This is a genomic window from Streptomyces capoamus, from assembly GCF_014654935.1.
GTDB lineage: Bacteria > Actinomycetota > Actinomycetes > Streptomycetales > Streptomycetaceae > Streptomyces > Streptomyces capoamus.
The window spans coordinates 176,024-188,282 of record NZ_BNBF01000010.1 but is presented as its reverse complement, the minus strand read 5'-3'; the positions used below and the strand labels follow the sequence as shown (position 1 = coordinate 188,282).

The window sequence follows — 12,259 nt, the reverse complement described above, 5'->3', positions numbered from 1 at the left end:
AGGCGCCGCTAGCTCAGTTGGTTAGAGCAGCTGACTCTTAATCAGCGGGTCCGGGGTTCGAGTCCCTGGCGGCGCACCGACCGGAAAGCCCCTCGCGCGAGCGGGGGGCTTTTCGCATGCCGTCCGCCCGAATGGCCGGATACCCTCTCGCCATGGCAGCCCGGGACCTTCAGGAACGGATCAAGAAGCTGATCGTGGACCAGCGGCTGCCCTCGGGTGCCCCGCTGCCCACCGAGCCGGAGCTGATGCGGCTCCTCGGGGCGAGCCGGAACTCGGTGCGGGAGGCGCTGAAGGCGCTGCAGGCGATGGGGATCGTGGAGATCCGGCACGGGTTCGGGACGTACGTCGGCTCGATGTCGTTCGCGCCGCTGATCGAGGGGCTGGCCTTCCGGACCGTGGCCGGCCACTACCGCGGCGAGGACTCCCTGCTCCAGTTGCTGGAGCTGCGCGAGGCCGTCGAGACCGGGCTGGTGTCGCGGCTGGCCGGGCGGCTGCCGGAGGCGGACCTCGGGGCGCTGGAGGCGCTCGTGGCCCGCATGGAGCGGGAGGCCGCCGAGGGCACCGGCCTCGCCGAGAGCGACCGCGCCTTCCACGCCACGCTCTACCGGGGGCTGGACAACGTGCTGCTCGGCGAGGTGCTGGAGGCGTTCTGGGACGCCTTCCACCGGGTGCAGCAGGACCTCGTGGAGGTCGCTCAGGATCCGCGCACCACCTGCCGTCAGCACCGGGAGATCCTGGACGCGGTGCGCTCCGGCGACTCCCTGCGCGCGGAACGCGCCATACGCGACCACTTCGGCCATCTCCGCACCCGCCTGACCCCGGTGGCGGCGGCCAAGGGGTGAAGCCCCGCGGCCGGGTGGCGGCGGCCGCCCGGATGCCCGCGGCCGGGACGCGGCGGCCGGGGTTCAGCCGGTCGTGCGGGTGAGGTACGCCGAGACGACCACGTTCGCCGTGTAGCTGCCGGTGGCGCGGTCGAAGGTGCCGCCGCAGGTGATCAGCCGGAGTTCGGCGCGGCCGGGGACGCGGGGGCCGTAGGCCTGGTGGGCGTCGAAGGTGTCGCGGGGCAGCACCCGGATGTCCTCCACGGTGAACTCGGCCACCTTGCCGTCCGCGCGGAACACCCGGACCGCCCCGCCGGGCCGCAGGGTGCTGAGCCGGTAGAAGACGGCGGGCCGGGTCGCGGTGTCGACGTGGCCCACCAGCAGGGCCGCACCGGCCGCGCCGGGCCGGGGGCCGGCGCCGTACCAGCCGACGACGCCCGCCTGGTCGTACGGCGGCGGGTCCACCGCACCACGGGCGTCCAGACCGCGGGCCACCACCGGGGCCTGGACGCCCAGCCGGGGAATGTCGACACGCTGGGGCACCGCTCCGGCCAGGGGTTTCGCCGGGCGCGGCAGCCGGACGGAACCGGCGTCCCGGTCGCCGGCCGGCACATCGCCGGCGGCCGGGACGTCCGCGCCGTGGGGTACGTCCGTCACCGCGCGCCCCCACAGCCACAGCCCGAACAGCAGCACCACCCAGGCCAGCCCGGTGACGAGCCTCCCGGTGCCGCTGCTGCGCCCGTCGTCGTCGGACATGGCGGGACTCAGCGGGGACCGCTGCTCCGACGGGCCCGCAGCCCGACGGCGACCGCGGCGATCCCGGCGAGCGCGAGTCCGGTCACCGCCTGCACGGTGTCGGGGCCGGAGCCGCTGGTGGCCACCGTGGCGAAGTGCGCGGCGCCCCCGCCGCCCGCGGGAACCGGTGCGATGGGCGAGGCCGTGCCGGCGGGGGGCTCGAGGGACTCCTCCGGGCGGCCGGCGCCGCCCGCCTCCGTGACCGTGATCGTGCCGGTGCGCACGGAGCCGGCACAGCTGACCTTCACGGTGTAGGAGCCGGGCGTCAGGGCGGAGCGGACCCGGGTCTCACCGGTCAGGCTGCCCCGCGCGCCGGTCAGCCGGGCGTCGGCGACGAAGGCGGACGACACGGCGGTGCCCTGCTCGCCGGTGCAGCCGCTGACCCGCAGGGTGATGTCGTCGCCCGGCGCCGGGGAGGCGGGGGTCACGCTGACCGAGCCGCCGTCCGCCGCGAGGGCCGCCGGGGCGACCGCGGCGGACACGGCCGCGGCGAGGAGTCCGGTACAGACAGTGAGGCGTAGTGAGCCCATCGTGAACCTCCAGTTACCTGGAGACTCCCCCGGACCGGGCGCCCCCGCATCCTCGGGAGGCGCCCTGCTGCTCCGAACGGGTGACGCCTGGTTTCGGACGGCCCAACGCGCCCGCCGGGGGCGGACCGGAGTTCCCGGGGGGCGGCTCAGAGCAGGTCGACCAGGTCGGCGATGGAGTCGACCACCTCGGACGGACGGAAGGGGTACCGGTCCACGTCGTCCGGCTGGGTCACCCCACTCAGCACCAGGAACGTGCGCATCCCGGCCTCCAGGCCCGCGAGCACGTCGGTGTCCATGCGGTCGCCGATCATCGCGGAGGTCTCGGAGTGGGCGCCGATCGCGTTCAGCCCGGCCCGCATCATCAGCGGGTTCGGCTTGCCCACGAAGTACGGCTTCTTGCCGGTCGCCGCGGTGATCAGGGCGGCGACCGAACCGGTGGCGGGCAGGTCGCCCTCGGTGGACGGACCGACGTTGTCGGGGTTGGTGGCGATGAACCGGGCGCCGTTGTTGATGAGCCGGACGGCCTTGGTCAGCGCCTCGAAGGAGTAGGTGCGGGTCTCGCCGAGGATCACGAAGTCGGGGTCGTGGTCGGTGAGGATGTAGCCGATGTCGTGCAGGGCGGTGGTCAGACCGGCCTCGCCGATGACGTAGGCGGTGCCGCCGGGCCGCTGGTCGTCCAGGAACTGGGCGGTGGCCAGGGCCGACGTCCAGATGTTCTCCACCGGCACGTCCAGACCCATCCGGCGCAGCCGGGCGTGCAGGTCACGGGCGGTGTAGATGGAGTTGTTGGTGAGCACCAGGAAGGGCCGGCCGGATTCGCGCAGCCTCTTCAGGAAGGCGTCGGCGCCGGGGATCGGGACGCCCTCGTGGATCAGGACGCCGTCCATGTCGGTGAGCCATGACTCGATGGGCTTGCGGTCTGCCATGCTGTGCGTCTCCTGGCGTACGGACGGTCGGGGAGCGGGGGCGCCGGAACCACGGCGTACCGACGCCCCCAGCCTAGTCAGCGGGGGCCGGTCCCGACCCCGTCGATCACGGGCTCCCTGCGACCGCCCCCGCCCCGGCGCCTACCCCGCCCGGCACGTCGTACGACGGGTCGTCCTCGACGCCCGCCGCGGCGCCGGCTCAGCGGCGCGTGCGCACCAGCAGGAAGGCGCCGGCGCCCACGCCGAGCAGGGCGGCCAGGGCCGCGAGGAGGCCATGGGCGAGCCCGGGGCCGGTCCGGGCCAGCTCGCGCGCCCGTTCCCCGTCGTCCTCGGCCTCCCGGGCGAGCGCCACGGCGGAGTCGTCGAGGGCGTCGTCCGGGTCGTCGTCGGGGTCGTCGCCGGGGGCCTCGCCGGGGTCGTCCTGGGGGTCGTCGTCGGGGGCCTCGGTGCGGGGTGCGGCGGGCGACGCGGTGCCGGAGGGAGCGGTCGGCACGTCCTTGGCCGGCACGTCCCCGGTCCGCTGCCCGGTGCCGTTCTCCTGCACGCCCTGCGTCTCCTGCACGCCCTGCGTCTCCTGCGCGGCCTCGGCCTCCTGCGCCCCGGGGTCCTCGGTGTCCTGCTCCGCCTCCCGGCCGATCCCGAAACGGTACGCGTTGGACTCCCCGACCCAGTCCCCGTCCTGGCCGCGGCGCTGGACGACGGCCGCGTTGGCGGTGACCTGGTCGACCGCGGCGTCGGAGGGGAGCGCCAGCCGGAGCCGGACGCTGACGGTCCTGCCGGGCGGCACGGTGAAGCCGGCGAACCCGGCGCCGTCCAGCACCCCGACCAGTTCCTGCTCGTCGGTGGTCTCGAAGGCCACCGGCCGGGGAGTGGAACCGTCGTAGAAGTCCAGCCGGGGCTGGTCCGGGCGCAGGGCGCGCTTGTCGTCGGTGAGCACCACGACCGGGTGGACTCCGGAGCAGGTCCGGCGGGTGGTGTTGGTCAGGTCGATGTACCAGGTGCCGTACCCGCCGCCGGCCTCGTAGGAGCCCGGGCCGCCGCGGATGCGGGTGGCCAGCGGGAAGGTCCGCGTGTCGGCGGCGGCGCAGGAGGGGGGTGTCGTCGCGCCGGCGTGGGCGGTGTCCGGTGGCAGGACGACTACGACCACGGGGACGACGGCTGCGGTGGCGACGGCTGCGGCGAGGCGGAGGGACGGGGACGAGTGCGTGTGCAGTCGCATGAACACATGAGCATGCCGGGTGCGACGGGGGCCCGGGCGCGCCGCGCCGGGGCCGCCCCGAGGTCCGCCCGATCAGCGCAACGGCGGCCTCCCGGGCCGACAGCGCCGGGGAGACGCGGACCGACGGTCCTCCGGACGGACCACGCCGTTGCGGTCCGGGGCGTCGTCACCGTGCGCGGACGTGGTCACCAGCGGGTTCAGGCCGTCGTCACCGCGGGGGCGCGGGTCCGCACCGCCGAGAGCGGAGCGTGCCGCCCACCTCGGCCGCGGCCGGGCGCGCCGTTCCCCGCGCCCCGTTCCCGCGGCCCTTCCCCACGTCCCCTCCCCGCGCTCGGCGGTCCGGTCACCCCTCGCCCCGCCCGAACAGCGGTGCCAGCAGCAGCTGCGCGGCCCCCTCGGCGACCGCCCGCTCCCCCCGCGGAGCGACCCGCACCGGAACGGCGGCCTCGGGCGCTCCCTCCCGGTGTGCCCGCGCGTCCAGCACCTCGCGCACGCCCCGCACGTACGCCTCGGGCGCCCCGGCGACGGTCCGCCCGCCGAGCAGCACCCTGTCGATGTCCAGCAGACCGACCAGATTGCCGGCGGCGACCCCGAGGACGCGTGCCGCCTCGGCCACCTCGCCCCGCGCCGCGGCCCGGAGGCACAGCACCTCCACACACCCCCGGTTCCCGCACTCGCACAGCGGTCCGTCCAGCTGGACGACCTGGTGGCCGAACTCCCCCGCCCCGGTCCGCGCCCCCCGGTGCACGCTCCCGCCGATCACCAGTCCGGCCCCGAGCCCGGTACCGAGGTGCAGGTAGGCGAAGGACCCGCCGGCGCCGCCCTCCTCGCCCCCGACCGCCAGCCCGAGCGCCGCCGCGTTGGTGTCCTTGTCCACCACGACCGGCACGCCGAGCCGTTCCGCGAGCGCGTCCCGCAACGGGAAGCCGTCCCACTCGGGGAACCCGGTGACCCGGTGCAGTACGCCGCGCGCGTGGTCGAGGGGTCCGGGCAGCGCGACCCCCACCCCCAGCGGTGACACCGCCCGGGCGGGCCCTCCCTCGCCCGGGGCACCGGCCCGCGGGTCCCCGGCCACCTCCCGCACCCCCGCGCACACCGCCTCCAGCACGGCCTCCGCGCCCGCGCCGAGATCCAGCGCCGCGCACCGCTCCGCCACCACCGCCCCGTCCAGGTCCACGAGCACCACCCGCAGCTCGTCGCGGTCCAGGTGCACCCCGACCGCGTGCCCCGCCTCCGGCACCAGCCGCAGCACGGTCCGTGGCTTGCCCCCGGTAGACGCCCGGCGGCCGGCCTCCGCGGCGAGCCCCTCCTCCCGCAACCGGGCGGTGATCTTGCTGACGGCCTGGGGGGTCAGCCCGGTGCGCTCGGCGAGTTCCAGCCGGCTGATGCCCTCGGCCCCGGCGTCCCGCAGCAGCCCCAGCACCAGCGCGGTGTTGTGACTGCGCAGCACACCGAGGTTCGCCCCCGCGGAGCCGCCGCCCCTCGGTCCCGTCCCCGTCGTCGTCTCGCTCACCCTCTTCACACCCCCATTGTCCGCGCCGCTTGCACTTTCGCAACAGCGTTGCCAAAGTGGAGTCATGACTGCTCCCCCTCTCCGCGTCGGTCTGATCGGCTACGGCCTCGCCGGCTCCGTCTTCCACGCCCCCCTGATCGCCGCCACCGAGGGCCTCGCCCTGGACACCGTGGTCACCTCCAGCCCGGAGCGGCAGCAGCAGGCCCGCGCCGAGTTCCCGGACGTACGGCTCGCCGCCGGCGCCCAGGAGCTGTTCGACCGCGCGGACGACCTGGACCTGGTCGTGGTGGCCACCCCGAACAAGACGCACGTCCCGCTCGCCACGGCCGCCCTGGAAGCCGGCCTGCCGGTGGTCGTGGACAAGCCGGTCGCCGGCACCGCGGCCGAGGCCCGTGAGCTGGCCGCCCTCGCCGAGCAGCGCGGCCTGCTCCTGTCCGTCTTCCAGAACCGCCGCTGGGACAACGACTTCCTGACCCTGAGCCGGCTCCTCGCGGACGGCGAACTGGGCGACCCGTGGCGCTTCGAGTCCCGCTTCGAGCGCTGGCGCCCCCGGCCCAAGGGCGGCTGGCGCGAGTCCGGCGACCCGGCGGAGATCGGAGGCCTGCTCTACGACCTGGGCAGCCACGTCGTGGACCAGGCCCTGGTCCTGTTCGGCCCGGTCACCGAGGTCTACGCCGAGACGGACATCCGCCGCCCGGGCGCCGAGACCGACGACGACACCTTCCTCGCGCTCACCCACGCGAGCGGCGTCCGTTCCCACCTCCACGTCTCCGCGACCACCGCCCAGCTCGGCCCCCGCTTCCGGGTGCTGGGTTCCCGCGCGGGCTACGTCAAGTACGGCCTGGACCCCCAGGAGGCGGCCCTGCGCGAGGGCGGCCGTCCCGGCGCCGTCGAGGACTGGGGCGCCGAGGACCAGTCCCTGTGGGGCCGGATCGGCTCCGGCGAGTCCCCGCTGTCCGGCGGCGGCACCCCCGTGCCCACACTGCCGGGCGACTACCCCGCCTACTACGCGGCCGTCGCCGCCGCACTGCGCGGTGCCGGCCCCAACCCGGTGACCGCCCTGGAGGCGGCCGCCGCGCTCGACGTGCTGGAAGCGGCCCGCAGGTCCGCCCGGGACAAGGTGACGGTGACCCTCTGATGCAGCAGCCTCCGCAAACCACGCCCGGGCCGACGCCCGAGGATGCGCCGAGCCTGGAGGAGCTGGAGGCCCAGGAACGCCGGCTGGTCCTCCGCCGGTTCACCCACGAGGACGCCTGGGCCCTCGGCTCCCTGCTGGTCGAGCGGGCCCGGGAGCGCCGGGCGCCGGTCGCCATCGACATCCACCGCGCCGGCCAGCAGCTCTTCCACGCGGCCCTGCCGGGCTCCGCCCCGGACAACGACGCCTGGATCGCCCGCAAGCGCCGGGTGGTGGAGCGCTACGGCGCCGCCTCCTACCTGGTCGGCGCCCGCTTCCGCGCCAAGGGCACGACCTTCGAGGACTCCTCCCGGCTCGACCCCGACACCTACGCGGCGCACGGCGGATCCTTCCCCGTCACGGTCGAGGGCGTGGGCGTGATCGGCGCGGTGACCGTCTCCGGCCTGCCCCAGCTGCAGGACCACCGCTTCGTGGTGGAGGCACTGGAGGAGTTCCTCCGCCGTTCGGCCGACTGAGCGACAGCGGGAATCACCCGCCGGTGCCTTCCGGTTGGCCAGGACGGACGGCGTGGCGAGCACGCCACCGCACACCACCGGAGGGAACCACCGGATGACCACCTCGCTGAAGGAGACCGTCGGCCGCTACGGCATCTGGAGCGCCGAGCTGCGCTCGGAGGACCCGGAGCGGCGCGGCGAACTGGACGAGGCCGCGGCCGAGTTGGAGGAGCTCGGCTACGGCGCCCTCTGGCTGGGCGGCAACAGCACCGCCGACCACGCGGCCCCGCTGATCGGCGCGACCCGCCGCATCGTCGTCGGCACCAGCATCCAGAACGTCTGGCAGCAGGGCGCCGCCAGGACCGCGGCCTCCTTCGCCGAGGTGGAGACGGCCCATCCCCGCCGCTTCGCGCTCGGCCTCGGCGTGAGCCACGGCCCGCTGGTCGAGGGCTACAGCCGCCCGTACACGGCCATGACCGGCTACCTCGACGAGCTGGACAAGGCGGGCGTACCCGCCGGCCGCCGCGTGCTCGCCGCGCTGGGCCCGAAGATGCTGCGCCTGTCCCGCGACCGCGCGGCCGGCGCGGTCCCCTACCTGGGCACCCCGGAGCACACCGCGCGGGCCCGCGAGATCCTGGGCGAAGCGCCGCTGCTGGCCCCCGAGTTCAAGGTGGTCCTGGAGGCCGACCCGGCCCGCGCCCGGGAGACGGCCCGTGCCTACCTGGCCCGCTACCTCGGACTCCCGAACTACACCGACAACTTCCTGCGCCTGGGCTTCTCCGAGGACGACATCGCCGGCGGCGGCAGCGACCGCCTCGTCGACGCGGTCTTCGCGTGGGGCGACGAGGACCGGATCCGCGAGCGCGTCACCGCCTTCCACGAGGCGGGCGCCGACCACGTCGCCCTCCAGGTGGTGACGCCGGCCACCGGCGACACCCTCCCGAGGCAGGAGTGGCGCCGGCTGGCCGCCCTGCTGGGCTGAGTCCCCGGCCGGCGGGGCGCGGGGCGGTGTCCGTCACGCGCCCCGCCCCTCAGGCGTCCTTCAGCTCCTGCCGCTGCCGCCCCAGCCCCTCGATCTCCAGCTCGACCACGTCCCCGGCCCTCAGGTACGGCTTCGGCTCGGGCCGGCCCATGGCCACGCCCGCCGGCGTCCCGGTGTTGACGACGTCCCCGGGGTACAGCGTCATGAACCGGCTGAGGTACCGCACGACCTCGCCCACGGGGAAGATCTGGTCGGCCGTCGTGCCGTCCTGCTTCAGCTCCCCGTTCACCCACAGCCGCAGCGGCAGCCGCTGCGGGTCCGGGACCTCGTCGGCGGTCACCAGCCACGGCCCCAGCGGGTTGAACGTCTCGCAGTTCTTGCCCTTGTCCCAGGTGCCGCCGCGTTCCAGCTGGAACTCCCGCTCGGAGACGTCGTGCGCCACCGCGTACCCGGCGACGTGCGCGAGGCCCTCCTCCGCGGAGCCGAGACAACGGGCCGTACGGCCGATGACGACCGCGAGTTCGACCTCCCAGTCGGTCTTCACCGAGCCGCGCGGAATCAGCACCGTGTCGTGCGGGCCGACGACCGTGTCCGGCGCCTTGAGGAAGACCACCGGCTCCGACGGAGCCTCGGCGCCCGTCTCGCGGGCGTGGTCGTGGTAGTTGAGCCCGATGCACACGACCTTGCCGATGCGGCCGAGCGGGGGGCCGATCCGCAGTCCGGCCGGGTCCAGCGCCGGCAGCTCACCGGACTCGGCCGCCGCCCGCACCCGGTCGAGCGCGGGGCCGTCGGCGAGGAGCGCGCCGTCGATGTCGGCCACGAGGCCCGACAGGTCCCTGAGGGTCCCCCCGGCGTCGAGCAGCGCGGGGCGCTCGGCCCCCGCCGTACCGACTCGCAGCAGCTTCATGGTCACCATCTCCCTCGTTCCGGGCGCCCGCCGACGGGTGCGGCCGTCGCAGGACTGGCCGATCCTCCAATTCGGCGGTCCAGTCCGCAAGACCTTGTTCACGTACTGGACCGCAACGGGAGGATCGGCACCGCTCCCGGCACCGGACGGACGGCACCGCTCACCGCGACAGCAGTGCCTGTTCCGCGGCGCTCCAGGCGGTGCTGGTGACGATGTACAGCGCGGCGGCGAGTGGGACGACCGCCACGGTGACGAGGGTGAAGAAGGACAGGAACGGGGTGGCCCGGGTGACCGCGGCGAGACCGGGGACCTGGTCGCCGGCGGCGGGGGCGGCCTGCTCGGCGAGCGTCCGCCGGGCGCGCCGGAAGTTGACGGCGGCGACGGCCGCGACGACCACGAAGAGGCCGAGGTAGACGGCTCCGGCCGGGCCGAACACCCCACCGTCCGCCAGCGCGTCCGCCCAGCGTCCGCCGAGCGGTGCCGCGAGCAGCCGGTGACCGAGCAGGGCGTTGCCCCCGCCGTCGATCGTGGAGCTGGAGAAGAGGTGGTAGAGCAGGAAGAAGGCGGGCAGCTGGAGCAGGCTGGGCAGGCAGCCGGAGAGCGGGGAGACCTTCTCCTCGGCGTGCAGTTCCAGCACGGCCTGCTGGAGCTGCTGCGGATTCCCGGCGTGCTTCTCGCGCAGTGCGGTGATCCTCGGCTGGAGCGCGGCACGGGCACGCCGGCCGCGGGCGGCGGCCCGGGACAGCGGGTGGACGAGGAGCCGTACGAGCGCGGTGAACAGGACGATCGCGGCGGCTGCCGCGGAGGCGTGGAAGAGCGGGGCGAGCAGGTCGGCCAGGTGCTCGACCAGACGGGCGAAAACGGACATGGGTGAGCCCTCCGGGGGTCTCGTCGTGCCGGGAAGATGCTGAGAACGGCAGGACGACCCGCGCGGGGGCACGTGCTGAACGAGTGCGAGGACGTGCCCTACGCGGCGGTCGCCGGACCGGCGTGTCCGGGTGCTCGGGGCCGCCGCCGGCCGGGCGCGTCGGGATCGCGCTGGGGCAGGAAGGCCGTACGGCGGGCCCGGTCGCGTATCGCCGTGCGGACGCGGGTGGGCGGTACGGCGGGCGCGCTGCGTGCGGCGAGCAGCGCGCAGGCGCAGAGCGCGGCGGCCGTCGTGGCGGTCGCGGCGAGGGCGACGGCGGTGGTGAGGCCGCCGGTGCCGAGGAGCGCGGCCTGGAGCAGCAGCAGCTGCGCCAGGAACAGCAGGAGGACGGGGGGACGCGCGACGGCGACACGGCCGGCCATGACCGCTCCCCCTCCCCGTGACTGCGTCACGACGTGCTGCGTGACCGCATGACTGCTTGTCGTATGACTGTACGTCAGTGTGCCAGGTGGACCGCGTCGGTCTCCAGGGGTTCCAGCAGCCGCTTCGGCCGCAGCAGCGCCCTGCTGACCGGGTCCGCCGGGGCGGGGTCCAGATCCGGCCCCGGCACCATCACGACGTCGGCGACCGGCACGAGGGTTCCGCACTGCGCGCAGGTTCCGAACGGTTCGACCTCCCCGCCGCAGTCCGCGTGCCGGAAGGAGCGCAGCCGGCCGGTGTCGACGTACTCGCGGCCCCACCGGCCGAGGGCGCGCAGCACCGGCCAGAGGGCGGCACCGCGCTCGGTGACGACGTACTCGTCGCGGGGCGGCGACTCCTGGTACCGGCGCTTCTCGAGGACGCCCTCCTCGGTGAGCGTCCTCAGCCGGGTGGACAGGACGGCGCGCGGGATGCCGAGGTGGACGAGGAAGTCGTTGTAGCGCCGGACGCCGTAGATCGCGTCGCGGACGACGAGCAGCGTCCACCGCTCGCCCACCACCTCCAGCGCGCGGGCGATCGAGCACTCCTGCGTCACGTAGTCCTTGCCCAGTGCCATGCCCTCCACTGTAGCCACCGCACACCGATGGGTTCAGTGAAAGAACCTTCGGTGCTACGGTGGTGGTGAACGACTGGTTCAATGAACGAACCGAGGACGGCAGACCCCGGTACAGGGCCGGGGCCCGGAAGGACAGGACAGGCCATGACCCGGCTCGACTCCGACACGACCCCCGCGCCCGCACGCCGTGCCACCACCCGGGACACCCCTATACGCCCCCGCGCCACCCTCGCCCTGACCAGCGCGGCCACCGCCGTGGCCCTCATGACCTACACGGCCCCGATGGTCACGCTGCCGGACACCGCGTCCGACCTGCACACCCCGCTCTCCGCCCAGGCGTGGCTGCTCAACGGCGCCCCCCTCGGCCTCGCCGCCCTGCTGCTGGTGGCCGGCAGCCTCGCCGACGACCACGGCCGGCGCCGGATCTTCCTCTCCGGCACCCTGGCCCTCGGCCTCACCACCGCCCTCGGCGCCTTCACCACCGCCACCTGGCAGTTCACCCTGGCCCGCATCGCCCAGGGCGCGGCCAGCGCCGCCCTGCTGGCCAGCGCCCTCGGCCTGATCGTGCACGCCTTCCCCAGCCCGCGCGGCCGGCTGCACGCCACCGGCGTATGGGGCGCCTTCGTCAGCGGCGGCATCGCCCTGGGCCCGCTGCTCGCGGGCGCCCTGCCCAGCTGGCGGGCGGCCTACCTCGTGCTCGGCGCCGCCGCCCTCGTCGTCACCGTGCTCGGCGCCCGGGCACTGGCCGAGTCACGCGCCCCGCGCGGCGGCCGGCCCAACGTGCTCGGCGCGCTCACCTTCGGCCTGGCCCTGGTGGCCCTGGTCGCGGCCCTGACCCTCGGCCGGGACGGCTGGCTGCGCGCCCCGGTCGGCCTGCTGTTCGCGGCGGCCGCCGCGCTGGTCGGGGTGTTCGCCGTCGTGGAGCGCCGGACCGGCACCCCGATGATCGACCTCACCCTGCTCCGGCACGCCCGCTTCCTGGCCTCCTCCGCGGGCGGCCTGTTCACCGGCCTGGCCGTGATCGGCCTGTTCA

At 75.3% G+C, this 12,259-nt stretch carries 14 protein-coding genes and 1 tRNA gene; 6 read left to right on the top strand and 9 right to left on the bottom strand.

Features of this window, described 5'->3' with window-relative positions; translation table 11 throughout:
* The first annotated feature begins 2 nt into the window (after window positions 1–2).
* A tRNA-Lys gene (locus IE312_RS18120) sits at window positions 3–76 on the top strand.
* Between the two features lie 76 nt (window positions 77–152).
* Window positions 153–842 (top strand): FadR/GntR family transcriptional regulator, encoded by a 690-nt coding sequence (locus IE312_RS18115; RefSeq protein ID WP_189983007.1) that lies wholly within the window; start codon window positions 153–155, stop codon window positions 840–842.
* A 63-nt stretch (window positions 843–905) separates the two neighbouring features.
* Here the strand turns inward: IE312_RS18115 and IE312_RS18110 are convergent, their stop codons facing one another.
* From IE312_RS18110 to IE312_RS18090, 5 genes are all read right to left on the bottom strand, one after another.
* Window positions 906–1,577 carry a class F sortase gene (locus IE312_RS18110; protein WP_189983005.1) on the bottom strand — a complete coding sequence of 224 codons (672 nt, stop codon included), beginning with the start codon at window positions 1,575–1,577 and terminating at the stop codon, window positions 906–908.
* Between the two features lie 8 nt (window positions 1,578–1,585).
* The gene (locus IE312_RS18105) at window positions 1,586–2,146 is read right to left on the bottom strand and encodes a hypothetical protein (RefSeq protein ID WP_189983003.1); all 561 of its coding nucleotides are present in this window, start codon (window positions 2,144–2,146) and stop codon (window positions 1,586–1,588) included.
* Window positions 2,147–2,292: 146 nt separating this feature from the next.
* Entirely contained in the window at window positions 2,293–3,072 is a 780-nt protein-coding gene (locus IE312_RS18100) for an HAD-IIA family hydrolase (RefSeq protein WP_189983001.1), read from the bottom strand.
* A gap of 199 nt (window positions 3,073–3,271) precedes the next feature.
* Window positions 3,272–4,291 (bottom strand): hypothetical protein, encoded by a 1,020-nt coding sequence (locus IE312_RS44025; RefSeq protein ID WP_189982999.1) that lies wholly within the window; start codon window positions 4,289–4,291, stop codon window positions 3,272–3,274.
* A gap of 343 nt (window positions 4,292–4,634) precedes the next feature.
* Window positions 4,635–5,813 carry an ROK family transcriptional regulator gene (locus IE312_RS18090; protein WP_229900024.1) on the bottom strand — a complete coding sequence of 393 codons (1,179 nt, stop codon included), beginning with the start codon at window positions 5,811–5,813 and terminating at the stop codon, window positions 4,635–4,637.
* Window positions 5,814–5,868: 55 nt separating this feature from the next.
* Between IE312_RS18090 and IE312_RS18085 the strand changes: the two genes are divergently transcribed.
* From IE312_RS18085 to IE312_RS18075, 3 genes are all read left to right on the top strand, one after another.
* Entirely contained in the window at window positions 5,869–6,942 is a 1,074-nt protein-coding gene (locus tag IE312_RS18085) for a Gfo/Idh/MocA family protein (RefSeq protein WP_189982995.1), read from the top strand.
* Entirely contained in the window at window positions 6,942–7,454 is a 513-nt protein-coding gene (locus IE312_RS18080) for a heme-degrading domain-containing protein (RefSeq protein WP_189982993.1), read from the top strand. Before IE312_RS18085 ends, IE312_RS18080 begins: the two co-directional genes overlap by 1 nt.
* A gap of 94 nt (window positions 7,455–7,548) precedes the next feature.
* Window positions 7,549–8,415, top strand: coding sequence for an LLM class F420-dependent oxidoreductase (locus IE312_RS18075; RefSeq protein ID WP_189982991.1), 867 nt, complete (start codon window positions 7,549–7,551; stop codon window positions 8,413–8,415).
* A 49-nt stretch (window positions 8,416–8,464) separates the two neighbouring features.
* Here the strand turns inward: IE312_RS18075 and IE312_RS18070 are convergent, their stop codons facing one another.
* The 4 genes from IE312_RS18070 to IE312_RS18055 all read right to left on the bottom strand — a co-directional run bounded on the left by IE312_RS18070 (window position 8,465) and on the right by IE312_RS18055 (window position 11,235).
* On the bottom strand, window positions 8,465–9,322 hold the full coding sequence (locus tag IE312_RS18070; RefSeq protein ID WP_189982989.1) for a fumarylacetoacetate hydrolase family protein: 858 nt from the start codon (window positions 9,320–9,322) through the stop codon (window positions 8,465–8,467).
* A gap of 160 nt (window positions 9,323–9,482) precedes the next feature.
* Window positions 9,483–10,190, bottom strand: a complete 708-nt coding sequence (locus IE312_RS18065; RefSeq protein WP_189982987.1) for a YidC/Oxa1 family membrane protein insertase — start codon at window positions 10,188–10,190, stop codon at window positions 9,483–9,485.
* A gap of 98 nt (window positions 10,191–10,288) precedes the next feature.
* Complete coding sequence (locus tag IE312_RS18060) at window positions 10,289–10,612, bottom strand: DUF6412 domain-containing protein (protein WP_189982985.1); 324 nt, start codon at window positions 10,610–10,612, stop codon at window positions 10,289–10,291.
* Between the two features lie 74 nt (window positions 10,613–10,686).
* Window positions 10,687–11,235, bottom strand: a complete 549-nt coding sequence (locus tag IE312_RS18055; protein ID WP_189983171.1) for a winged helix-turn-helix transcriptional regulator — start codon at window positions 11,233–11,235, stop codon at window positions 10,687–10,689.
* 135 nt (window positions 11,236–11,370) lie between these two features.
* On the opposite strand from IE312_RS18055, the gene IE312_RS40675 reads away from it, so the two are divergent.
* Window positions 11,371–12,259, top strand: an 889-nt coding sequence (locus tag IE312_RS40675) for an MFS transporter (RefSeq protein ID WP_229900022.1), incomplete at its 3' end; no start/stop codon positions are given.